Source organism: Occultella gossypii (assembly GCF_019947135.1).
Lineage (GTDB): Bacteria > Actinomycetota > Actinomycetes > Actinomycetales > Beutenbergiaceae > Occultella > Occultella gossypii.
Genome location: NZ_JAGSHT010000012.1, coordinates 71,259 through 93,203, shown reverse-complemented (window position 1 = coordinate 93,203; position 21,945 = coordinate 71,259). Strand labels below are relative to the sequence as shown.

The 21,945-nt window shown below is 69.0% G+C and carries 21 protein-coding genes; 12 read left to right on the top strand and 9 right to left on the bottom strand.

Translation table 11 applies throughout. The features are described 5' to 3' along the window. Window positions 1-120: 120 nt before the first annotated feature. Window positions 121-1,095: a class 1b ribonucleoside-diphosphate reductase subunit beta gene (nrdF, locus tag KCQ71_RS12230; protein ID WP_223406236.1), complete on the top strand. Its 975-nt coding sequence runs from the start codon at window positions 121-123 to the stop codon at window positions 1,093-1,095. A gap of 291 nt (window positions 1,096-1,386) precedes the next feature. Here the strand turns inward: nrdF and KCQ71_RS12225 are convergent, their stop codons facing one another. The 4 genes from KCQ71_RS12225 to KCQ71_RS12210 form a co-directional block, all read right to left on the bottom strand. Next, window positions 1,387-2,160: an SDR family NAD(P)-dependent oxidoreductase gene (locus tag KCQ71_RS12225; protein ID WP_223406234.1), complete on the bottom strand. Its 774-nt coding sequence runs from the start codon at window positions 2,158-2,160 to the stop codon at window positions 1,387-1,389. Continuing rightward, complete coding sequence (locus tag KCQ71_RS12220) at window positions 2,157-2,852, bottom strand: hypothetical protein (RefSeq protein WP_223406233.1); 696 nt, start codon at window positions 2,850-2,852, stop codon at window positions 2,157-2,159. The genes KCQ71_RS12225 and KCQ71_RS12220 overlap by 4 nt, the downstream gene beginning before the upstream one ends. A gap of 84 nt (window positions 2,853-2,936) precedes the next feature. Next, the gene (locus tag KCQ71_RS12215; RefSeq protein WP_223406231.1) at window positions 2,937-3,335 is read right to left on the bottom strand and encodes a DUF4260 family protein; all 399 of its coding nucleotides are present in this window, start codon (window positions 3,333-3,335) and stop codon (window positions 2,937-2,939) included. Window position 3,336: 1 nt separating this feature from the next. Next, on the bottom strand, window positions 3,337-3,639 hold the full coding sequence (locus KCQ71_RS12210; RefSeq protein WP_223406229.1) for a Rossmann-fold NAD(P)-binding domain-containing protein: 303 nt from the start codon (window positions 3,637-3,639) through the stop codon (window positions 3,337-3,339). A 646-nt stretch (window positions 3,640-4,285) separates the two neighbouring features. Between KCQ71_RS12210 and KCQ71_RS12205 the strand changes: the two genes are divergently transcribed. The 7 genes from KCQ71_RS12205 (at window position 4,286) to KCQ71_RS12175 (ending at window position 11,335) form a co-directional block, all read left to right on the top strand. Further along, window positions 4,286-5,197, top strand: coding sequence for an ABC transporter ATP-binding protein (locus KCQ71_RS12205; RefSeq protein ID WP_223406227.1), 912 nt, complete (start codon window positions 4,286-4,288; stop codon window positions 5,195-5,197). A 12-nt stretch (window positions 5,198-5,209) separates the two neighbouring features. Further along, window positions 5,210-5,929: an ABC transporter permease gene (locus tag KCQ71_RS12200; protein ID WP_223406225.1), complete on the top strand. Its 720-nt coding sequence runs from the start codon at window positions 5,210-5,212 to the stop codon at window positions 5,927-5,929. Further along, window positions 5,869-6,960 (top strand): protein kinase domain-containing protein, encoded by a 1,092-nt coding sequence (locus tag KCQ71_RS12195; RefSeq protein ID WP_308116633.1) that lies wholly within the window; start codon window positions 5,869-5,871, stop codon window positions 6,958-6,960. Before KCQ71_RS12200 ends, KCQ71_RS12195 begins: the two co-directional genes overlap by 61 nt. Window positions 6,961-7,000: 40 nt before the next feature. Further along, on the top strand, window positions 7,001-7,840 hold the full coding sequence (locus KCQ71_RS12190; protein WP_223406223.1) for an alpha/beta fold hydrolase: 840 nt from the start codon (window positions 7,001-7,003) through the stop codon (window positions 7,838-7,840). Window positions 7,841-7,891: 51 nt separating this feature from the next. Next, window positions 7,892-8,974: an extracellular catalytic domain type 1 short-chain-length polyhydroxyalkanoate depolymerase gene (locus KCQ71_RS12185; protein ID WP_223406221.1), complete on the top strand. Its 1,083-nt coding sequence runs from the start codon at window positions 7,892-7,894 to the stop codon at window positions 8,972-8,974. A 229-nt stretch (window positions 8,975-9,203) separates the two neighbouring features. Then, window positions 9,204-10,676 carry an MFS transporter gene (locus KCQ71_RS12180; protein WP_223406219.1) on the top strand — a complete coding sequence of 491 codons (1,473 nt, stop codon included), beginning with the start codon at window positions 9,204-9,206 and terminating at the stop codon, window positions 10,674-10,676. A gap of 68 nt (window positions 10,677-10,744) precedes the next feature. After that, a complete protein-coding gene (locus KCQ71_RS12175; protein ID WP_223406217.1) occupies window positions 10,745-11,335 on the top strand; it encodes a TetR/AcrR family transcriptional regulator in 591 nt (196 codons plus the stop codon). 40 nt (window positions 11,336-11,375) lie between these two features. On the opposite strand, the gene KCQ71_RS12170 is transcribed toward KCQ71_RS12175, so the two are convergent. Continuing rightward, window positions 11,376-14,156, bottom strand: coding sequence for an ATP-binding protein (locus tag KCQ71_RS12170; RefSeq protein WP_223406215.1), 2,781 nt, complete (start codon window positions 14,154-14,156; stop codon window positions 11,376-11,378). Window positions 14,157-14,353: 197 nt separating this feature from the next. Between KCQ71_RS12170 and KCQ71_RS12165 the strand changes: the two genes are divergently transcribed. Both KCQ71_RS12165 and KCQ71_RS12160 read left to right on the top strand, forming a co-directional pair. Next, complete coding sequence (locus KCQ71_RS12165; protein WP_223406213.1) at window positions 14,354-15,070, top strand: GOLPH3/VPS74 family protein; 717 nt, start codon at window positions 14,354-14,356, stop codon at window positions 15,068-15,070. A gap of 689 nt (window positions 15,071-15,759) precedes the next feature. Continuing rightward, entirely contained in the window at window positions 15,760-16,491 is a 732-nt protein-coding gene (locus KCQ71_RS12160) for a phosphotransferase (protein ID WP_223406211.1), read from the top strand. Between the two features lie 14 nt (window positions 16,492-16,505). Here the strand turns inward: KCQ71_RS12160 and KCQ71_RS12155 are convergent, their stop codons facing one another. From KCQ71_RS12155 to KCQ71_RS12140, 4 genes are all read right to left on the bottom strand, one after another. Next, window positions 16,506-17,039, bottom strand: coding sequence for an NUDIX hydrolase (locus tag KCQ71_RS12155; protein WP_223406209.1), 534 nt, complete (start codon window positions 17,037-17,039; stop codon window positions 16,506-16,508). A gap of 37 nt (window positions 17,040-17,076) precedes the next feature. Then, window positions 17,077-18,546, bottom strand: a complete 1,470-nt coding sequence (gene mqo, locus KCQ71_RS12150) for a malate dehydrogenase (quinone) (RefSeq protein WP_223406207.1) — start codon at window positions 18,544-18,546, stop codon at window positions 17,077-17,079. A 117-nt stretch (window positions 18,547-18,663) separates the two neighbouring features. After that, window positions 18,664-18,891: a PLD nuclease N-terminal domain-containing protein gene (locus KCQ71_RS12145; protein WP_223406205.1), complete on the bottom strand. Its 228-nt coding sequence runs from the start codon at window positions 18,889-18,891 to the stop codon at window positions 18,664-18,666. Between the two features lie 29 nt (window positions 18,892-18,920). Continuing rightward, window positions 18,921-20,375, bottom strand: coding sequence for a Na+/H+ antiporter NhaC family protein (locus KCQ71_RS12140; protein WP_223406203.1), 1,455 nt, complete (start codon window positions 20,373-20,375; stop codon window positions 18,921-18,923). Window positions 20,376-20,517: 142 nt separating this feature from the next. On the opposite strand from KCQ71_RS12140, the gene KCQ71_RS12135 reads away from it, so the two are divergent. Beyond that, window positions 20,518-20,871 (top strand): TIGR04076 family protein, encoded by a 354-nt coding sequence (locus KCQ71_RS12135; protein WP_223406201.1) that lies wholly within the window; start codon window positions 20,518-20,520, stop codon window positions 20,869-20,871. Continuing rightward, a complete protein-coding gene (locus tag KCQ71_RS12130; RefSeq protein WP_223406199.1) occupies window positions 20,868-21,881 on the top strand; it encodes an LLM class flavin-dependent oxidoreductase in 1,014 nt (337 codons plus the stop codon). The genes KCQ71_RS12135 and KCQ71_RS12130 overlap by 4 nt, the downstream gene beginning before the upstream one ends. Window positions 21,882-21,945: the final 64 nt, after the last annotated feature.

The following is a 21,945-nucleotide window of genomic DNA, read 5'->3' as shown; positions in this document are numbered from 1 at the left end:
TCCGGCCGGTCCCCTGACCGGTTCGGATCAGATCCCCCTCCCGGCGCGTGATTCGCTCCGCGCCGGGAGGGGCCCCCATTTCTCCCCTCCCCAGAACCACCCGCGCAAGGAGCAGCACCCGTGTCCGAGAAGCTCAAGTTGGTCAGTCGTGTCACGGCCATCAACTGGAACCGAATCCAGGACGACAAGGACCTCGAGGTCTGGGATCGTCTCACCGGCAACTTCTGGCTGCCTGAGAAGGTCCCGCTGTCCAACGACATCCAGTCCTGGCACACGCTCACCGCGGACGAGCAGCTCATGACCACCCGGGTGTTCACCGGCCTGACCATGCTGGACACGATCCAGGGCACCGTCGGCGCCGTCAGCCTCATCCCGGACGCGGTCACCCCGCACGAGGAGGCCGTCTACACGAACATCGCGTTCATGGAGTCGGTGCACGCGAAGTCCTACTCCTCGATCTTCTCCACCCTGATCTCCACTGCGGAGATCGATGACGCGTTCCGCTGGTCGGAGGAGAACGAGAACCTCCAGCGCAAGGCCGACATCGTGCTGAACTACTACCGCGGTGACGACCCGGAGAAGCGCAAGGTCGCCTCCACCATGCTGGAGTCGTTCCTGTTCTACTCGGGCTTCTACGCGCCGATGTACTGGTCCAGCCGGGCGAAGCTGACGAACACCGCGGACCTGATCCGGCTGATCATCCGGGACGAGGCCGTGCACGGCTACTACATCGGCTACAAGTTCCAGAAGGCCCTGGAGAAGGCGACGCCGGAGCGCCGTCAGGAGCTCAAGGACTACACGTTCGAGCTGCTCTTCGAGCTGTACGAGAACGAGGAGCAGTACACCGAAGATCTCTACGACCCGCTCGGCCTGACCGAGGACGTCAAGGCGTTCCTGCGGTACAACGCGAACAAGGCGTTGATGAACCTCGGCTACGAGGGCCTGTTCCCGAAGGACCAGACCGCCGTGAACCCGGCGATCCTGTCCGCGCTGTCCCCGAACGCGGACGAGAACCACGACTTCTTCTCCGGGTCCGGGTCCTCGTACGTGATCGGCAAGGCCGTCAACACCGAGGACGAGGACTGGGCGTTCTGAGCCGCTGTGTGGGTCGTCAGGAATGGTGGCCATTTCGTCATCGAATATGGCCACCTTCCAACCTTGGTGGCCACTTGAGGCGATAGTTGGCCACGCCTGGGAAGGGTTTGGCGCCAAGCTGATGGGCAGTGTCCGTCCCAAGCTCATGGGCAGTGTCCGTCGTCAGTGGGGAACAGATCCATGAGAAGACTTCCAGCACCGTGTGCTGGAAGCCGAGGGGGTTCCTTCGGCCCAATAGCCGAAAGCGGCCCCAGAACGTGGTCGCGCATGGCGGCGGCATGACTGAGGGCGTTAACGCCCGCGCTCCTCGCTGATGGAGTTGGCTCCGTCGACTGTGATCAACTGACCCGTGATGTACGACGCGCCTTCGCCGGCGAGGAACGCGATCACGTACGCCACCTCGTCTGCGGTGCCGGACCGGCCGACGGGTGTCGCCGCGCCCATCTTCCGCTCGTGGTCGGAGGCGGATGCCGTGTCGATCCACCCCGGAGCGACCGCGTTCACCGTGACGCCCGCCCGGGCCGTGTCGATCGCCGTCGAGCGTGTCAGTCCGACAACGCCGGCCTTCGCCGCGTGGTACGCGACGTCGCCGCCGTAGGCGGCGACGGGCCCTGACACCGAGGACACGTTGACGATACGGCCGTAGCCGGCAGCCCGCATGTGGCCCAGGACGGCGCGGGTCATGAGGAACGTCGTGGTCAGATTCCGATCCAGCGAGGCACGCCAGTGGTCGAGGGGAAGTCTGTCGGTCGCACCCGAGGCGTACGAGCCGGACACGGCAGTCATCCCGGCGTTGTTGACGAGGATGTCCACGCCGCCGAACGAGTCCGACGCGCACGTGACGACAGCGTCCACGCCGGCCTGATCGGTGAGGTCGGCGACCACCCCTTCCGCGCGGATACCCCTGGCACGCAGCTCTGAAACTCTTCCGAAGATGCGATTCGTCGTCGACGTGATCACCACCTGAGCTCCGCTGGTGCCGAGCAGACGTGCCGCCGCGAAACCGATTCCCCTCGTGCTTCCGGCGCCGGTGATAATGGCGACTCGCGGTCCTTGCGTGGTCATGGTGACGCCTTCCGTTGTCGTGGCATTGCCGCGCCGGAGTCGCCGCGGCGGTTGACGGCACATCCCGCGACGATCGCCGTCGCCGGGCCGCGAGGGGTGGCCTCACTCACCCTGGTTGCGTCGAACTGGGCCATGACCAGTGCGGCTGTGCTCGCAAATCCGGACGCGAGAAGGAGGAGTAACGAGGGAACGAACTCGGCGGGTCGCGGAATCCACCCGCCGAGCGCCCAGGGCAGAATCATGGCGGCCAGGACCGCCGCGCTCGTCGCCCACTCATTGGTAACGAATGCGTGGGACATCCCGGATCTGCCACCGGCCAAGGTGCGACGTCCCGTCTCGACGGTCAGCACGGTCAGGACCATGCCGAGGGCGGCGAACGTGATCGCGCCCCAGAGCGGGTCCATCACCGCCAGGACGAGCGGGACGAACAGCGGGATCGAGTAGGCGGTAAAGACCCACCGCGTGCCGGACCGGAGGTACATCTCCATCGCTCGGGAACCGGTCATCCGGCGATGCATGCTGGATTCGATGTAGAAGAACACCCCGACGATGAAGGTTCCCAGGAGCGTGGCGGACACACCGGCCAAGCTCAACAGGAATTCCTGATCCACCGCGTTCATGCGCGTTCCCACTCTTTCTGGGCGACGCGCCGAGCACAGCACGATGCGCTGCTGCGAATACGACCCCACCACCGGGCGCGTCCGGACGACTCTCGTTCGTATCCCAAGATCTGTTCCGCGCCGTGGGGTCCGATACTGCTCGTCGTCAGCACGGCGTCACCGACCTCGGTCCGCCGCGCCGCGCGGTTGCCGACCAATCCGGCCGAGGTGCGTGTGGGTGAAGCCCTCGTCGAACTTGAGTCCGTAACCGAGCGCTCGATCGACCGCGACGTGGAAGGCCCAGCACGCCGCGAGGAGGGAGAGCCAGACCGCCTGGTGGTCCGCGATGAGCAGCGCGAGGTACAGCGCCGACGTGATCGCCGGACCAGCGTAGTTGTGGATCGCGTTGTAGGAGGCGGCACCGGCGCGCGAACCGCGGAGGTACCCGACGGCAGAGAGGTCGAAGAGCAGGAACGCGGCGAGGAGCAGCCACCACGGCTGCCCGAAGGTCACCATCGCGAGAAGGATCGCGACGGCGATGGCAGCGTTCTCGAATCGCTGGATCGCCGTGGCCATGTCAGTCCCCTTCACCGGGACCTCGCCGTGCCTTACCACGTGGTCCACCGCGGCGGTCCACGCCGGCGATGCTTGCCGCCTCCAGAGCCTTCATCGCGCCCTCACCATCGAGGGCGGCGGTAACCTCCCGCGCGCCGCCGTTCGACCCTGCGGTGTAGACGAGGGAATCGACGCCCCATCTCGAGAGATCGGCTCGCTGCTCCTCACGACGCACCAGGCCGGAGACGTCGTCACCGCGCTCGGCCAGGTCCCGCGCCAGCAGCCGTCCTACCGCGCCGCTGATCCCGGTCATGAATACCTTCATCGAATGCTCCTCTCCGCCGCCGCAGGTCGCCAGATCAGATGCCGATCCATCCCGGAGCTCCGTGAGCAGGAGGACGAGGTGGACCGAGGCGACGGCTCTGCTTGGAGGTCCCGGCAATCCGCTCGCTGCCGGTCCCTGAGATCTCCTCAGGCTCGCACCGGTGGCGGAGTCTTCGCATCGGTAGAAGCCCCTTAGGTCATGATCGGCTGCACAGCCGTGCTCCTGGGGTAGGTGGGCAGGTCGGTCCGGCGCCCTGGCACCTCGTGCGTCGGACCCGACTAGGTAGATCTCACCGATGCGACCCCTCACCGGCCAAATTCCCGATCTGGAGGCGGACGCGTCGGTGGTAGCCACGCTGGGGGCCGTGCTCAATTGCGGCGTCTCCCCCAGGATTCCGCGCGTCGCACCCGCCCATCGATGGTGCGGTTTCGGGTTCGCGCCGCCATCGAACGGGCGGCTCGCGGCACCGTACCACCCGGCGGACATATGGGGACTTCCACCGACGCGACCCCACAGGCGCCGTTGAAATTCTGAGGTCACGGCAACGACCGGCAGCGATTGGTCGGCCTGATCACATCCATCCGCTACGGCCCCGAGCGGCGCGGCCATTGTCCCGCTCCGGATCGTCGACCTCTGAGGAACCACCATGTCTGCCAGTCCTGTCATCGAAGTCGACCAGCGGAACCTCAGGTACGGCGAGTTCCACGCCGTGAAGGATCTCTCGTTCCAGGTCGAGCGAGGGGAGCTTTACGCCCTCCTCGGAACCAACGGAGCGGGAAAGACCTCGACCCTTGAGGTCATCGAAGGACACCGGGACCCGTCGTCGGGGAGGGCCCGGGTGTTCGGCAAGAGTCCCACCAACCGGCGCGAGGTGCGATCCCGGATGGGGATCATGCTGCAGGAGAGCGGCATCGCCCAGGATCTCACCGTCGCCGAGACTGTCCGACTGATCGGCCACATTTCCGGACGCCAGGACTCGGTGGAGCGGGTGCTCAATCTCGTCGACCTCGCCCACAAGGGCGGCACTCGGTCCTCCCAGCTGTCCGGCGGGGAGAAGCGACGCCTCGACTTCGCAGCCGCCGTGTACGGCCGCCCTGAGCTGATCATCCTCGATGAACCCACCACGGGGCTGGACATCCAGTCCCGCGATGCCCTGTGGGAGACCGTGCAACAGCTGCGCGAGGACGGGGCGACCGTCGTGCTCACGACCCACTACCTGGAGGAGGCGCAGCAGCGCGCCGACCGGATCGGACTGATGCATCAGGGCACTTTTCACCTCCAGGGCACGGTGTCCGACCTGACCCGGACGCTGCCGGCCTCGATCCAGTTCTCGCTGCCTCCCGACGCCCCCGCGCTGCCGATGTGGCCGGCCCCGCTGGCCGGCCGGTCCTACTCGATCGAGACCTTCGCGCTTCAACGAGACCTCAAGAACCTGCTCGAGTGGGCCGACGACCACGCCGTGGAACTGTCCGACCTGTCGGCAGCACCAACCCGGCTGGACGACGTCTTCCGCGCCATCGGCGCCGAGTCGGTTCCCTCTCCTCTCCTCGTCCGCTGAAAGGACCACCCAATGTTTGCCATCGCGTATGGCGAGCTCGTCCAGATCCTTCGGAACCGGGCCGTGCTCATCACCAGCCTGCTCATGCCTGTGGCAGTGAGCATCTTCATCATCAACCTCCGGGACACGTTCGCCCGGATCGGCAGTCTCGGCTACGTCGGCGCCGTCCTCGTGTTCACCATCGCTGCCTTCACCCTCTACGCCACCACGGTGACCTCTCTGGCGGCCCGCCGGCAGGACCGCTTCCTCAAGCGGCTGCGTTCGACGGCCGCCAGCGACCCGACGATCCTCTCCGGTCTGGTAGCCCCGGTCACCGGGATCTCGCTGCTCCAGATCGCGGTCATCCTCAGCGTGTTCGCCGGCATCGGCGGCGCTGCCGTTCAGGTCGCCCTGCTCGTGGCGGGGGTCGTCGCGTCGTTCGCCATGATGCTCGCCCTCGGGATCGCCACGGCCGGCATCACGAAGTCGCCCGAGCACGCCCAGGTCACGGCGCTGCCACTGAGCCTGGGCGTGATCGCCGTGGCCAGCTGGGTGGGAATCACCGGGACGGAGAGCCTTGCCCCACTGGAGCGACTGCTTCCCGGCGGCGCCGCCACCGAGCTGATGGTCAACGCCTGGAACGGCGATGTCCCGGTGACCGAGTCGCTACTGCTGCTGCTGCCGACGCTCGCATGGGTCATCGCGGCAGTCGCCCTGGCGTCGCGGATGTTCCGCTGGGAGCCGCGCCGATGAGACCCATCGACATAGCACCCGGCTCATCCCCACCCCTGCCACTCGCCGGCAGCGCGCGTCACGAAGGAGTGCTCGGGAGCGCGGAGCGAGTCCTCGGCGGGCGCTACGCGATGGGTGCTGTCATCGGCCGGGGTGGTATGGCCACCGTTCACCTCGGTCGTGACCTCCGCCTGGGCCGCCGAGTGGCAATCAAGATGCTCCGAGCAGATCTGGCCGGCGATCCCGTCCTCCAGTCCAGGTTCCGACGCGAGGCGCAGGCGGTTGCGGCCCTCGACCACCCTGCGATCGTCACCGTCTTCGACACCGGATGTGAACCAGCCGACGGCGCACCCTCAGAGGAGGGACCCGTCCCGTTCATCGTGATGGAGTACGTCGCCGGCCAGTCCCTGAGGGACCTGATCCGCGACGGTGCACTCACACTCACGACATCGATACGCCACCAGGTCGCGATCCTGTCCGCACTCGAGGTCAGCCACCGAGCAGGCATCGTCCACCGCGACGTCAAACCGGCGAACGTGATGATCACGCCGGACGGCGACGTCAAGGTCGTGGACTTCGGAATCGCCCGCAGCACTGGTGACTCCTCGTCGACGATCACCCAGACGTGGGCGATCCTTGGCACCGCGCACTACCTGTCTCCCGAACAAGTCCGTGGCGAGGTCGCCGACGCGCGAAGCGACCTGTACTCCGCCGGGTGCCTCCTCTACGAACTGCTGACCGGCCGGCCGCCCTTCGTCGGTGCCGACCCGGTCTCCGTCGCCTACCAGCACGTCCACCAACAACCCGCACCGATCAGCAACCTCGACCTCCCCCCCGCGCTCGACGCGGTGCTCCACAAGGCTCTTGCCAAGAACCCCGACGGGCGGTTCCAGAGCGCGCGGGACTTCAAGCAGGAGCTCCTGTCGGCAGCGACGGGCCTCGCCGGGGACGGCGCCGAGGTGGACGCATCTGACAACCCGGTCCCATGGCATCGGTCATGGGCCACCAGGACGCCGACGACAGCGGTCCTCGGCAACCGAGTCCTCCGATGAGGACGACGATTCACCTCCGCTCACGAAAGGAACGAGAACCATGGGTCACATCACCGTCGGGAACGAGAACGGCACACCGATCGAGCTGTACTACGAGGACCAGGGCACAGGTCAGCCGGTCGTCCTCATTCACGGCTACCCGCTGAACGGGCACAGCTGGGAACGCCAGACCCGGGACCTGCTCGCCGCAGGACACCGCGTCATCACCTACGACCGTCGCGGTTTCGGGCAGTCCTCCAAGGTCAGCTCCGGTTACAACTACGACACCTTCGCAGCCGACCTGAACACCGTTCTGGACACTCTCGACCTGCACGACGTCGTCCTCGTGGGATTCTCCATGGGCACCGGCGAACTCGGGCGCTACGTCTCCCGGCACGGCCACGAGCGCGTCGCCAAGCTCGCGTTCCTCGCATCGCTGGAACCGTTCCTCCTCGCCCGCGAGGACAACCCCGAAGGGCTGCCGCAGCAGGTCTTCGACGAGATCGAGGCTGCGGCGAAGGGGGACCGGTACGCCTGGTACACCCAGTTCTTCTCCGACTTCTACGATCTGAAGGAGAACCTCGGGTCCCGAATCAGCGCCGAGGCAGTGACCGGGAGTTGGAACGTCGCCGTCTCCAGCGCCCCCGTGGCGGCCTACGCCGTCGTCTCCTCCTGGCTCGAGGACTTCCGAGCGGACATCGAAGCGGTCCGCGACAGCGGCAAGCCCGCACTGATTCTGCACGGCACCGCTGACAAGATCCTTCCCATCGACGCCACCGCACGCCGTTTCCATCACGCCCTGCCTGATGCAACGTACGTCGAGATCGAGGGCGCTCCGCACGGGCTGCTCTGGACGCACGCCGACGAGGTCAACGCCGCCCTGCGCGACTTCCTCCGATGAGCCGACGGGTACGACACCGTGGAACCACATATGGAAGAGCCAAGGTCGAAGATGCAGACCGCTGAGGACGATGCGCTCGAGTCCGATCGGCCGCGGGCAGACCTCCATCGCCGGCGACGGCGATGGCCCTGGATCACCTCCGGAGTGGTGCTCGTGGTCGTGGTTGCCCTCGGTGCTGCGACGGCGGCCTTCCAGCTCGGTCTGCCCTGGTGGATGGACGACGGGGACCGCAATCACGTGTACGAGAGCGACGCCGGCTCGCTGCGCTACCAGGTTCACATCCCGCCCCAGTACGACGGCAGCACCCGGCTGCCGGTGCTGATGGCAATCCACGGCTGCGGGATGACCGGCTACGGCTGGAACTCGATGAAGGCCACGACGCAGCTCAACGATCTGGCCGACAGCGAAGGCTTCATCGCCGTCTACCCGACCCAACGGATGCTTCGCAGCGCGATCAACTGCTGGAACTCGGCGGACCCACGGGAGCAGCACCGTCACACGGGTGAACCGGCGTTGCTCGCGGGCGTCGCCCTGCAGGTGGTCGAGGACTACGGCGCTGACCCGGACCAGGTACACGTTGCCGGCGCCTCCTCGGGCGCGGGTGCGGCCGTCATCCTCGCCGCCACCTACCCCGACGTCTTCGCGACCGCGACGGCGGTCGCCGGCGGCGAGTACGGGCTGAACCAGGTGGACCCGGAGGATCCCGATGTCACGCCTCCGAGCTACACCGCACGTCAAGCGTGGTCCCAGATGGGCGAGCAGGCACGGCAGGTGCCGCTGCTCATCATTCAGGGTGAGGACGACGACGTCGTCCCGCCCCTCGTCGCAACCCGTCTCGTCGAACACTGGGTCGCTGTCAGCGACCTCGTCGATGACGGCCTGCTCAACGACAGCCTCGACCTCGTCGAGACGACGACGACGGTGCCGGCGGACGAGGGCAGGCATGGCTACCTGCACACCACCTTCACCACGGCCGCGGGTGCGTCACTCGTCGAGTCCTACCTCGTCCACGACATGGCGCACGCCTGGCCCGGACATGCCGGCGAGGGCCTCTTTACCGACCACGCCGGTCCGGACGCCAGCGCCATCGTGTGGGACTTCGCGAGACGTCACCCGCGAGGGGCACTGTCATGACGCTACCCAACAGACCTGACTCACGGTATAACCGACCACTCGTTCTGTAGTGTGTGGTCGTACCTCCGCGCTGACCCCTGACCACTGAGAGGAATCGTCATGAATCACGCGCCACCCAAGGCCACGGCAAAGAGCTGGATCGGCCTTGCCGTGCTGGTCCTGCCTCTACTCCTGATCACGATCGATGGAACCGTCCTGATCCTGGGACTGCCCGCGATCTCTGCCGAAAATGAGCCCCACAGGTATCGAGCAGTTGTGGATGATCGACATCTATTCCCTGGTGGTCGCCAGCCTGCTGGTGGCCATGGCCGTCCTGGGCGAACGGTTCGGGCGGCGCCGCAACCTGCTCATCGGCGCGGTCATCTTCGCAATGGCGTCCGCGGCCGGGGCGCTGGCGACCTCCCCGTGGATGCTGATCGGCGCCCGCGCACTGCTGGGCGTGGGCGGCGCGATCATGATGCCGTCCACGCTGTCGTTGGTGCGAAACATGTTCCTCGACCGGCAGCAGCGCCGCTACGCGATGGCGGTGTGGGCCGCGATGGCCTCGGTCGGCGCGGCAGTCGGGCCGATCGTCGGCGGCTGGGTCATCGATACCTTCAGCTGGCAGGCCGCCTTCCTGATGAACATCCCCGTCATGCTGCTCCTGCTCGTTCTCGGCCCCTTCCTGCTGCCCGAGAGTCGCAACCCCGACCTGCACCGGATCGACGTCCTCAGCGTCGTGCTCTCCTTCGTCGGCTTGATCGGCGTGGTCTATGCCATCAAGACCTTCGCCGGCGGCACGGACATGGCCATCGGGGTCGCCGCCCTCGTCCTCGGCGTGGTCGCCATCGCCCTGTTCGTCCGCCGACAGCTCACTCTGACGACGCCGCTCCTGGACGTCAGGCTGTTCAGGATCCCCTACTTCCGCGGCGCCGTCGTCGCGGACTTGCTGTCGATCCTTGCCATGGTCGGCGCACTGGTGGCCCTCATCCAGCACCTCCAACTCGTGCTCGACCTGAGCCCGTCGCGGGCGTCCGTCTGGCTCATCCCGCAGGCGATCCTCGCCGCCGTGGCCGCTTTCGCCGCGGCGACGCTGGTCAAGCGGTTCCTCCCCGCCTACGTGATCTCCGCCGGTCTGCTGATCGCCGCCGCGGGCTTCGCGCTGACGTTGTTCCTGTCGCCCACCTCGAGTCCGGCCCTGATCGCCACCTGCCTCGCGCTGGTCGCGCTGGGCGCGGGCATCGGTCTCGCGCTGAGCAACGACATCATTATGAGCTCGGTCAAGCCCGAGCGTGCCGGCCAGGCGGCCGCGATCTCGGAGACCGCCTATGAGCTCGGCACCACCCTGGGTACTGCGGTCCTGGGTGGCGTGCTCGTCACCTGGTACACCCGGGTCGTCACCTCCGGGACCGAGTCGCTCGATCTGCCCGCGTCGCTGGCGGAGCGGGCGTCCGCGACGATGGCGGAGGCCCACCTGGTGGCGGCCGAGGTCGGCGGCCCCACCGGCGCTGCGGTCCTGGAGGTCGCCAAGGACGCGTTCACCGAGGCGATCACCGTCACCGGCATCGCCGGTGCCGCAATCATGGCCCTCGCCGCGATCTGGGCCGGCGTCACGCTCCGGGCGCCGCTGCCAACCAGGACCTGGCCGCAGGGCACGAACGCGAACTCGTCCACTGAGCAGCACTCGCCGTGGGTGGACGGTGCAGCGGCCGAGACGCGCTGAACAGGCCACGCCGTGCGCGCGTGCTCTACTGTGGACCAGTTGGTCAGTTGGTGTCGAGGGGTATGACGGTGGTCCGGTTGGTGGAGGGGCGAGCAACGCGCAACACCGAGCGCACCCGGCGCGCGGTACTCGACGCCGCCTCGCAGCTCATCCTGGAGAAGGGCGCCGCCGTGACCCTCGCCCAGGTCGCCGCGGTCGCCGGGGTCTCCAAGAGTGGCCTGATCCACCACTTCGGGAGCCGGGACCAACTGTTCATCGCCGTCGTAGAGGACGTGCAGGAGCGCTTCCGAGCGACGGTCCTCAGCCACCTCGACCTGTCGGAGAACTATCCCGGGAAGATGCTGCGGGCCTACGTCCGCGCGCTCTGCGAAGGGAGCTCACAGGCTGTTGCGACGCGCGACTTCACGGCAGTCGCCTCCTGGGGCGGCCTGCACGCGCTCCCCGCGGTCTCTGCGGTGTCTGACGAGCACAGCGCATGGTGGCATGAGCAGTTCGCCATCGACGGGCTGGGTGTCGAACGCATCCAGATCGTGCGTCGGGCCGCGGAGGGTGTCGCCCTCGCTGCCTTGTCTGGCGAGGAGGACGAGGCCAGCATCGCGACGGCCCGCGGTCTGCTGCTCGCACTTGCCACGGACGGCACCTTTCACACGCCGATATGAGGCCGTGCGCCGTGGGCTGGCGTTGCGCTTGGCGGCCTTGTCAGGGCAACGACAGTTCTCTGAGCTGGCGGCGGGAGGTGATGCCGAGCTTGCGGAAGATGCTGCGCAGGTGCGCTTCGATGGTGCGGGGGCTGAGGAACAGCTGCGCACCGACCTCCCGGGAGGTCGCACCGGTTGACACCAGCCGTGCCACGTGCAGTTCCTGGGGCGTGAGCTCATCGGCGGGTTGGGCGGTCCGCTTGCGGGGGTGCTCGCCAGTGGCGCGCAGCTCGCGGGCGGCGCGCTCGGCGAAGGCCTCCGCGCCCATCTCCGACAGGAGCTCGTGGGCTGCGCGGAGCTGTTCGCGGGCGTCCTGGCGACGGCCTTCGCGACGGAGCCACTCGCCGTAGACGAGGTGGGTGCGGGCGTGATACGTCGCGATTCGGCACTGCCGGAGCCGCTCGATCGCCTCGCGGTAGTGCTCCTCTGCGGTAGCCCCTGTGCTGAGCAGCGCTCGCGAGCGCGCCGCCAGCCCGAGCCCCCACTGCGTCCCGGTTGCGTGGGCTCGTGTGCTGAGCTGGGCTAGCGCGAGCGCCGCACGCTCCGGTTCGCCCGCACGACACCCCGCTTCGACCATCTCGGGGAGCGCGAGGCTCACGTGCGCCAGCTCGTCGGACTCGCAGGCCTGCGCTGCGGCGTCCAGTGCGGCGGAATAGTTGCCCTGGCCGTTGTAGAGCACCGCCAGGGCGTACTGGGGCAGACTGACGCCGCCACGTCCGGTCGCCACCTGCAGGCTGGCCGTGTGCTGCTCGGCGGTCTCGTCCTGGTGCCCGCGCCAAGCCGCCAGGACGACACGGGCGATGTGCCACGGCAGGGCGGCCCCCGTTGCCTGCGCGAGAGTGCCTTCCTCGGCGGCCAGTTCGGCGGCCTGCGCGAGTTCGCCCGCGAGCACCATGTCGAACAACCGGATGAGGAGTGCGGAGGGCAGGGCCGCCAAGGCACCGACCTCGCGGGCGTACCGGACGTGGCGGGTGGCCAGCGCGTGGACCAGGTCGTCGTCGAACAGTGCCAGCGCGATGCGGCTGGCGAGCCACAACCACCGGCTGTCACGGTTGTCCGCGACCTGAGCTTGGGGCACGTCGCGGAACGACTCCAGGGCACGGCGTAGCACGGGCACGCCCGTTTCGTACCCGTGAGTGAGCGCCGTCACCAGACCGTCGAGCAGCAGGTCCGCAGACGTGGGATCTCCTGGCGGATCGGGCGCCGCCCGGGCGGCTTGAGCAACCTCCGCCACGTGGCGGCCAGGGCCGCTGCCACCGATGACGGTCGCAGCGCCGACGGCGTTGAGGTAGGTCTCGCGGGACAGCGCGGCGTCCAGCGGGGCGAGTGTTCGGGCGGCCTCCAGCAGCATCCCGGGTACGTCGTTGCCACGCGTCAGATGGAAGGCGATCTGGGCGCGGAGCAGCTCGAGACGGGCCTGCGGTAAGGCGTCCAGCGGCCCGGCGGCTGCGATCGCCAACAGCTCCAGAGCTGCCTCGCTTGCACCGGCCTCATGCTTGGCGTGCGCGGCCTCGAGCGCCCGGCTCGCCCGAGTGGCAGGCTCAGGGGTGAGCTCGGCCGCCCGCTCGAGAAAGGCCCCCGCAGCGGCCAGCCCACCGCGGGCACGCGCCCGGTCGGCCGAGCGCTCCAGGCCCGCGGCGGCGGCTTCGTCGACTCCGAGGACTTCCTGCGCGTGGTGCCACGCACGGCGGTCCGGGTCGGCCGCGGGGTCGGTCACCTTTGCCAGCGCGCCGTGGGCGCGGCGACGGTCCGGTGGTGCAGCGGCATGGTAGACCGCCGAGCGCACCAGCGGGTGGCGAAACCGCACCCGGGCGCCAATCTCCAGCAGCCCTGCGACCTCGGCGGGTGTGGCCGCCTCGGGGGAGATACCCAGGTGTTCGGCCGCTCGCAACAAGAGTGCCACCTCGCCGGTCGGCTCGGCCGCGGCGACCAGCAGCAGTACCTGAGTCTCGGCTGGCAGGCTGCCAGAGCGGCGCTGAAAGCTCTGCTCGATGCGGCGCGGGACGTCCAGTGCGTCGGGCAAGGCGTAACCGCCGGCCAGCTGTGCCGCAGGGGCGCTTCTGGGCAACTCCACCAGTGCGAGGGGGTTCCCCCGTGCCTCGGCGAGTATCTGCTCGAGCACCCCAGCATCGAGCGGGGTACGAACCGCCGTGGCGAGCAGCGCCCGCGCGTCGGCTTCGCCGAGTCCGTCCAGGCGGAGCTCGGGCAGTCCCGCGAACGGGGCAACGTCACCCGCGGCGGAGTCGCGTAGTGCGAACACGAGCGCCAGATGCTCGGCCGCCAGCCGTCGTGCCACGAACGCCAGAACCTGTGCGGACGCCTGGTCCAACCACTGGGCGTCATCGACGAGGCATAGCAGCGCCCCCTCCTCGGCGACCTCAGCCAACAGGTTGAGTGTCGCCAGTCCGACCAGGAACCCATCTGGCGCAGGACCGTCACGCAACCCAAACGCCACGTTCAGAGCAGTCTGCTGCGGATCGGGCAGCGCACCCGCGCGGTCCAGTATTGGCGCGCAGAGCTGGTGCAAGCCCGCGAACGCGAACTGAGTCTCGGACTCCACTCCGACCGAAGACTCCACCCGGAAGCCAAGTCGGACGGCCGTGTCCCGGGCGTTCTCGAGCAGTGCAGTCTTCCCGATACCCGCCTCGCCACGCACGACGATGGCCCCGCTGCGACCGGCGCGTGCCTGCGCGAGGAGATTCTCGACCGCTTCACGCTCTGCGCGCCGGCCCAGGAGATTGGTCAGAGTCGCTCCCGTCAGTGTGGACCCGGTGCTGCGCATCGGCTTAGGTGATTCTTACCGATGCGAACCGCGACGCGCCAGGTCTAGTGTCCGAGCAGACCGGTGGCCGACACGCACGCGGTCTGCTGCCGCGCGAGCGGCGTTGTCCAAGATCCGCACGTCGCGCGCGCGGATCGGCGGAACCGGTCATTGGTCTCGGAAGGCACCGGGTGCACCGGACACGGTGCGGAGAGGACATGATGACTGAAGAGCACCGCGAGCCGGTCGGGGCATCGGCCGCGCGCCAGTTGGAGGAGCCGCTGCTCGTCGAGGACCTGCTGTTGCTGCTGTTCCAGCCCGACTCGGGAGCGATCGCCGGCGAGACCACCCTGTTCTACGTCCTGGGTGGTGCCGTCGTCGCCGAGCTCGCGCTCCGTAACCTGACCGAGGCGACCGGGCGGCCGACCCACCGGGTCAGCGCGCGCGGCGAGGCACCTGAGGACCCTGTACTGCGTGCGGCATGGGACTACCTGCGCACGAGGGCACTGGACCCGCAGAGTGCGATCGCGGCGATCGGACCGCCGCTGCGCGGCCAGGTCCTGGACAGGCTGGTCGGCAGCGGACATCTGCGCCGTCACAAGAAGAAGCGGCTCGGGTTCATCCCCTCGACGTCCTTCACGCTCGGTAGCGCCCGGCGAAGCGAGCTCCTCGCGGGGGTCCGCGCCACGCTCGTCGACGCTGCAGAGCCTGACGCACGGACGGCCGCGCTGGCGGCTCTGCTCTCCGCGAGCGCGAACCTGCACCAGTTCGATCCGGAGATCCCGTGGACGTCGGCAGTGATCCACCGCGCGAAGGACCTGGAGAACGGGAGCTGGGGTGCGGCGGCAGCGGGCACGTCGGTGACGATGACGACGCTGTCGATCCTGCTCGGTGCCCTGGGTGCGACGTCCGGAGCGAACACCGCGGGCCGGTAGCGAGGGCGGGGATCGCGGGACTGGCGTGCGGTGGCCACGGCCGGCCAGTCTCCGCTTCCGGAGGTGCCGTGGCGCCCTTCGCTGCCCTCGATAGGTCGGTCAGGTACTTCTAGATCACCATGACGACATCTCTCGGCTTCAGATGTTCTGTTCCGGTGCGTCCTACCTGTGCGCGCGAACTCGGCAAGGCCTACCAGCCGGCGAGAGCGACCTAATTCACTCGCCGATCACTGCAGATCGATTGCTTCACTGTGAGCGACCACTTCAGGCGGGCTGGTGCGGAGCGGCGGCGTCGACGACGGGGGGCGTGATATGCCGAATAAGAGCTTCCGGAGGCGGGGGTGGTGTCGGACTTCCACCTCGTGGGCGACGGGCAGCGTGGCGGGCCAGGCTGAAGGTCCACCGCCGGCGGCTTGGACGAGCACAGCCGCGACCGACAACAAGGGCACGCCGGGACGACTTACCCCGACCACACCATCACCATCACGAGGACATCGCCACATACGGCTCGCGAGCGCCGTCGCACCCGTGCCCATGAGTCCAATCCGGAACGCCGGACCGCTCACGCCAGTGATGGAGTGGATGCTCGCCAACCTCGCCGAGCCGCTGACGGTCGTCGCCGGCGTGTTCCTCGCGCTATCTGTGCGCGGGCATTGCGCGGCAATGGCGATTCCGATGTTATGGGGTCTGTGACCGCGGACATGACCGGGCCGCCCGGTGAGCTGATCGGCCGCGGCCGCACGGCGGACGTGTTCGCGCTCGGTGACGGCTCGGTGCTGCGCCGGTACCGGGACGGCCAGAGTGTCGAACGCGAGGGGGAACTACTCGGATACCTCGCCCGTCAGGGCTTCCCGGTGCCGCTGGTGCACAAGGTGTCGGGCGGGGATCTGGTGATGGAGCGGCTGCACGGGCCGACGATGCTCGGCGCGCTCACGGCGGGCCGGACGGACCTCGAGAGCGCGATGGCCGTGTTGGCCGACCTGCATCACGCGCTCCGGCGGGTGCGACCGCCGTCCGAGGCGCGGCAGGTAGCGCAGGCACCCGGGGCCCCGCAGGCCCCCACCTGGCACGGGCTGATCCATCTGGACCTACACCCGGACAACGTCATCCTCGAGCCGGGTCGCGGCCCCATGCTGATCGACTGGAACAACGCCGAGATCGGACCGGGTGACCTGGACGTCGCGATGACCGCGCTGATCATGGCGGAGGTGGCCGTGAACCCCGAGCGGGCCGACGCCGTTGGTGCGCTGCACGACGACCTGCCCCACGCCGTCGAGCAGTTCCTGGCCGCCGCCGGCGGCGACCCGGCCGCCCACCTGGACGAGGCGGCCCGCCGGCGGCGCGCGAACCCCACCCTGTCTGCGGCTGAGCTGCGGGCCGTGGTCCGCGCGGGCGGCCTGGTGGCCGAACTTCTTCGGTAGCCGCCGTGCTGCGGTCAGTCGATCAGCCCGAGGTCCATCGCGTCACGCAGCACGTCGGCGTGGAGCACATCGTGCGACTCCAGCTCGGCGACCGCGGTGTCCGGGTCGAGCTCGTCGACGGCGACGATCTGCTCGCCGTCGGCCGGGTTCGTGGGTGGTCCCGTCACCTCGACCCGCCCGACGGCGTAGGCCCAATAGGCGTGCGGGTGCGGCTGGTGCGGGCGGTAGGGGTGGGGCAGTCGGCTGGTCGCGGCGTGGGCGGCGAAGACGAGCGGCTCGCTTCGGAACACCGCGCCGGCCTCCTCGAGCAGTTCCCGCCCCGCGAGCTCGCGCACGGACTCGCCCGGCTCGCGGGTACCGCCGGGCAGGAACCGCCACCCCTCGATGCTGTGACAGACCAGCACGCGTCCGGCCGGGGTGATCCCGACCAGGTGCAGCCGGGTGATGAGCTGTTCGGCCGGCGCGCCCCGCTGGTAGTGGATGTCTGCGCCCGCGTACGTCACGAATCGAGGGGAGGCGAGCCGTGCCTGCCACTCCGGAGTACTCACGGCGATGAGTATCGCAGGGCGTCCCCAGGCCGGAGCCCTATACGCCGGCCAGTCCCAGCGTCTCGGCGGTGGCGCGGCGGATCTCCAGCGCCCACGCCTCGTCGGTGTTCATCGATCGTCCGAGGGAGGGCACCAGCTCGCGCAGCTGGTGCGTCCAGCCCTGATACTGGTCGGGGAACGCCTCCTGCAGCAGTCGGATCATGACCGGGACCGCCGTCGACGCGCCGGGTGAGGCACCGAGCAGGCCGGCGATGTTGTTTCCGGGGGAGATCACCAACTCGGTGCCGAACTGCAGGGCGCCATGCCCGCGCTCGTTCCTGCCGATCACCTGGACGCGCTTGCCGGCGTCGATCATCTCCCAGTCGGCGTCGACGGCGGCGGGCATCAGCTTGCGCAGCGCCAGCATCTGCTTGTCACGCGGGGCAGTGATCTCGCGGATCAGGTACTTCAGCAGATCGAAGTTGTCCTTGGCCACGGTCAGCATCGGGGCGATGTTCCCGGGCCGGATGCTGCGGAACAGGTCCAGGCGGGAGCCGGCCTTCAGAAATCGCGGGTCGAAGCCGGCGAACGGGCCGAACAGCAACGAGTCCTCGCCGTCGACCGTGCGGTGATCGAGGTGCGGAGCGCCGAGGCCGGGCACGCCCTTCTCGGCAAGACCGTAGGCCTTGACGGGGTGGGCGTCGACGACCTCGGGGGTCCGGGTGCGCAAGAACTTCCCGCTCACCGGGAAGCCACCGAAGCCGTTCGCCTCGGGGATCCCCGATCGCTGCAGGAGCCGCAGCGAGCCACCGCCCGCGCCGACGAAGACGAACCGGGCCGGGCTGGTGGCGACGCCGGTCGGGGTGCGGTGCTCGATCATCCACCCATCGCCGTCGCGGCGCAGGTCGGTGACCCGCCGGCGCAGGTGCAGGCGCGCGCCGCGCCCGACCAGCGCGTCGGTCAGCGCACGGGTCAGGGCACCGTAGTCGACGTCCGTGCCGGAGGCCTCGTAGGTGGCAGCGATCGGCTCACCCGGTGTCCGGCCCTCGACGAGCGCCCTGGACCACTCGCCGATCTGAGCTGGGTCGTCGCTGTAGTGGAGGTTCGCGAACAGCGGCTGCGACCGCAGCGCTTCGTACCAGGTCCGCAGGAGAGAGACCTGCTCCGCACCGGTCACGAACGCGAGGTGCGGGGTCGGGTTCACGAACGCCGACGCCGTCGGGAGTTCGCCGCGGGTGACCAGTGCGGACCAGAGCTGGCGGGTGACGTGGAACTGCTCATTGATCGCGATCGACTTCGACACGTCGAGGCCACCACCCGGCAGCGGGGTCGCGTAGTCGAGCTCGCAGAACCCGGCGTGCCCGGTGCCGGCGTTGTGCCACGCGTTCGAGCTCTCCTGCGCGGCCCCGTCGAGGGATTCGAAGATCTCGATCGACCAGTCCGGCTCGAGGTGCTGGATCAGCGTGCCAAGAGTCGCGCTCATGATGCCGGCGCCGATCAGTGCGACGTCCGTGGTGCCTGAACCCATGGACCGCAGCCTACGGACTACGGCGGCGATGGCCAGTACCCGGCCGACCGGTGGACACCGTTCGGGACGTCTCCGTGGCTCTTGCCGCCGATGCGTCGCCGACGAGCTGGAGCCGGCTCAGCGCTTGCGGCCGAAGGCGAAGTAGCTGATCGGGCCGACGAAGTTCACGAAGCTCGCCGCCACCCAGGCGCCCTTGGGGCCGCGGACCTGTTCCGCGGGCCGTCGCTTCAGGTCGACGAGCGCAGCGACGAGCAGGCCGACCTCCACCGCGGCGACACCGACGATCGCCGCCTGCTGACCCGCGGAGAAGTCCGCCCACCGCATCTTCTGCTCGTCCCGGCCCATGGCACCAGGCTACGACCACCTGGTTCGCGTCAGACCACCACCGGCTCGGCGGCATCCTCACGCCGCCGCACCGCGACGCCGTCGGGCCCTTCGAAGCGCCGGCCCCAGCCGGTCGCCACCGCCACGATCAGGACGACCGTGAGCACCAGCGGGTAGAGCGTGGCCCCGAACAACTGCACGGTGGAGAGCGCCGGTGCCTGCTCGTGACCGCCGGTGAGGAGCGCGCCGATGAACAGGAACGCGCTGAACACCGGGACCACGCAGGACACGCCCATCGCGAAGCAGTCCATCACGTTCGTACGGCGGTACGGGTGGAGCTGCTGACGGGCACCGATCTCGTCGGCGATCGGGCCGAAGGCGAGCATCGAGGCCGAGTTCACGCCGCCGAAGAGCACCGTCGTGGCGCTCACACCGAGCCCGATCGCGGTCTCGGCGCCACGCGGGGTGCCGGCCAGCCGGCCTCGGGCGAGGGCGTCGACGATCCGTTCGAGCACGCCGCCGGCGCGGAGCACGCCCATGATCCCGAACACGGAGATCACCAGGCAGACCGTGGGCAGCAGGGCTGCGACACCTGTGACCAGATAGCCGGTGGGGGCGCCGTCGACCACGCCCAGCACACCGGACGGGTCCAGGAGCCCGGAGAGGAGCGCCGTCGCCGTGCCGAGGATCAGTCCCACCGTCACGGCCAGGAAGATGTTCCGGGTGTAGAACGACACCACGAGCAGCACCGCGATCGGGATCAGCATGAGCAGCCCGCGTGGGTCCGCCGCCTCGGCCAGGTCGGCGCTGTCCACCGGACCGGCGCCGGTGCCGCCGAAGACCAGGTAGGCGACGGCGCTGACCCCTGCGGCCACCAGCGCGTACCGGGCGCGGCTCGTCACGACACCGCCGATGTCCGCGGCACCGTCCTTGCGGCGGAAGCGCTGGGTGGACGCGGAGATGATCGTGGTGTCTGAGATCGGCGCCAGGTTGTCGCCGAAGATCGCGCCGGAGACGATCGCGCCCGCCAGTAGCGTCGGGTCGGCGCCGAGCAGCACACCCGCCGGGTAGAAGATGGGGAACGCGGTGAACATGGTGCCGATGGATGACCCGGTGGCCATGGCGATCAGGCAGCAGGCCAAGAACGTGAACAGGGTCAGCGCGGCCCCGCTCAGACCGGCCTGGTCAGCGATCCAGACGAAGCCGCCGGAGACGTTCGAGTCCTTGATCAGCTGGCCGAGCATGCCGACCATGAACAGCACCATGACGATCGAGACCGAGGTCGGGCTCCCGATCCCGGCCATGACGGCGTCCCAGTACTTGCTGTAGCCACGGGCCAGGAGTGCGCCGATCAGCAGGGCGATGAAGCCGCCGGTCGCCAGCGCCGTCATGTCGAACGCGTCGAGCACCACGAAGTACAGGACGCAGAAGATCAGGAAGATCCCCACGGGTACGAACGCCATCGTCCAGCCGCCGCGGAACTTCAGTTCCGGCTCGTCATTCATCGATTCGACCTCGTACCTCGCCGTGACGGATCTGCCGCGACTCGTCTCGCGCGGCTGGCCACGGACCTTACACGGACGTGGAACGCCGGGTCGTCGCCGTCCACCGATCGGGGATACTGCTTGTTCGGAGCAGGAGGATGCGATGAGGGACGAGACGGGCGAGCGCGCCGGCAACACCGGGGCGGGGCGTCGGACCGAACTGAGTGATCTGCGGGTGGTGGTGGACCGGATCGAGGGTCGGTCGGTGTGTGGACTGGCACCCGGTGACTCCTTCGACGTGTCCTGCTCGAGCCGGCTGACCATCCCGGAGGGGCGCCACTTCTGCATCTACGCGCTCTCGGCGGTGCTGCCGCTGCTGCCGGCCGCTCAGCGGGCGGTCGACCCCGACGACTGGCTGGCGAGCGATGAGGTCGCCTGCCCGGACCCCGAGGAGCGGCTGATCATGCGCATCGAACGCACCGGCCGACGCAGCATCCCCACGGAGGACCTCACGTGAGCGTGTCGCTGACGATCGCACTCCAGTCGGACAAGACCGCGGTCGAGTACGCCCGGTTGGCGCGGATCGTGGAGGGGATCGGCTTCGACGGCCTCTCCGTGTACTCCGACCTCGGCTACCAGCCGCCGATGGCCGCGCTCATGGTCGCCGCGGACGTGACCGAGTCGGTGCGTCTGGGTCCGTCCTGCCTGAACCCGTACCTGCTCCACCCCGTGGAGATCGCCGGTCAGATCGCGGCCCTCGACGAAGCCTCCGGCGGGCGCGCCTACCTCGGCCTGGCACGCGGCTCCTGGATGTCACAGGTGGGGGTGCGCCAGGACCGGCCGCTCGCGCACCTCGAGGACACCGTGCAGATCGTCCGCCGGCTGCTCGCCGGCGATGATTCCGGCTACGCGGGGACGGTGTTCGCGATCGAGCCCGGCTTCGCCCTGCAGTACCAACCAGTCCGGCCGGCGGTGGACGTGCTGCTCGGGGTCTGGGGTCCGCGCGGCGCCGCGCTGGCCGGCCGGATCGCGGATGAGGTGAAGATCGGCGGATCGGCCAACCCGGATATGGTGCGCCAGATGCGCCACTGGCTGGACGACTCCGCCATCTCGGCGGGGCGCGGTGCCGGCGCGGTCGCGGTCTGCGCCGGCGCGGTCACCGTGGTCGATACCGACGGCGACGTCGCGCGGGGCATCGCCCGCCGCGAGGTGGCGATGTACGTGGACGTGATCGCCGCACTCGATCCCACGGTGCAGATCGAGGACGAACTCCTGGTGCGGCTGCGCGCCCTGCTCGCGCAGGATCGCGCCGACGACGCCGGCGCATTGCTGAGCGACGACCTGCTGGACCGGTTCGCCTTCGCCGGGACGCCCGCCCAGATCGTGGCGCACACGCTGGAGTTGGTGGAGGCGGGTGCCGGCCGGGTGGAGTTCGGCACGCCGCACGGACTCACCGGGGCGGGTGGCATCGACCTGCTCGGCTCCGCGGTGCTGCCCGCGATCCGGTCGGAACTGGCCGCCGCCTGAGCGATCCGGCGGTCGCTCGCCGGGGCGGGCAGCTGGCGTGGTCGTTAGGCTGCGCGGTGTGATG

Bases quoted from the DNA above. Each gene is read 5' to 3' on its own strand.
- KCQ71_RS12225 (WP_223406234.1), bottom strand. From the start codon at position 2,160: ATGACCACGCAAGGACCGCGAGTCGCCATTATCACCGGCGCCGGAAGC.
- KCQ71_RS12215 (WP_223406231.1), bottom strand. From the start codon at position 3,335: ATGGCCACGGCGATCCAGCGATTCGAGAACGCTGCCATCGCCGTCGCG.
- KCQ71_RS12210 (WP_223406229.1), bottom strand. From the start codon at position 3,639: ATGAAGGTATTCATGACCGGGATCAGCGGCGCGGTAGGACGGCTGCTG.
- KCQ71_RS12205 (WP_223406227.1), top strand. From the start codon at position 4,286: ATGTCTGCCAGTCCTGTCATCGAAGTCGACCAGCGGAACCTCAGGTAC.
- KCQ71_RS12200 (WP_223406225.1), top strand. From the start codon at position 5,210: ATGTTTGCCATCGCGTATGGCGAGCTCGTCCAGATCCTTCGGAACCGG.
- KCQ71_RS12195 (WP_308116633.1), top strand. From the start codon at position 5,869: ATGGGTCATCGCGGCAGTCGCCCTGGCGTCGCGGATGTTCCGCTGGGA.
- KCQ71_RS12190 (WP_223406223.1), top strand. From the start codon at position 7,001: ATGGGTCACATCACCGTCGGGAACGAGAACGGCACACCGATCGAGCTG.
- KCQ71_RS12185 (WP_223406221.1), top strand. From the start codon at position 7,892: ATGCAGACCGCTGAGGACGATGCGCTCGAGTCCGATCGGCCGCGGGCA.
- KCQ71_RS12180 (WP_223406219.1), top strand. From the start codon at position 9,204: ATGAGCCCCACAGGTATCGAGCAGTTGTGGATGATCGACATCTATTCC.
- KCQ71_RS12170 (WP_223406215.1), bottom strand. From the start codon at position 14,156: ATGCGCAGCACCGGGTCCACACTGACGGGAGCGACTCTGACCAATCTC.
- KCQ71_RS12165 (WP_223406213.1), top strand. From the start codon at position 14,354: ATGATGACTGAAGAGCACCGCGAGCCGGTCGGGGCATCGGCCGCGCGC.
- mqo (WP_223406207.1), bottom strand. From the start codon at position 18,546: ATGGGTTCAGGCACCACGGACGTCGCACTGATCGGCGCCGGCATCATG.
- KCQ71_RS12145 (WP_223406205.1), bottom strand. From the start codon at position 18,891: ATGGGCCGGGACGAGCAGAAGATGCGGTGGGCGGACTTCTCCGCGGGT.
- KCQ71_RS12140 (WP_223406203.1), bottom strand. From the start codon at position 20,375: ATGAATGACGAGCCGGAACTGAAGTTCCGCGGCGGCTGGACGATGGCG.
- KCQ71_RS12135 (WP_223406201.1), top strand. From the start codon at position 20,518: ATGAGGGACGAGACGGGCGAGCGCGCCGGCAACACCGGGGCGGGGCGT.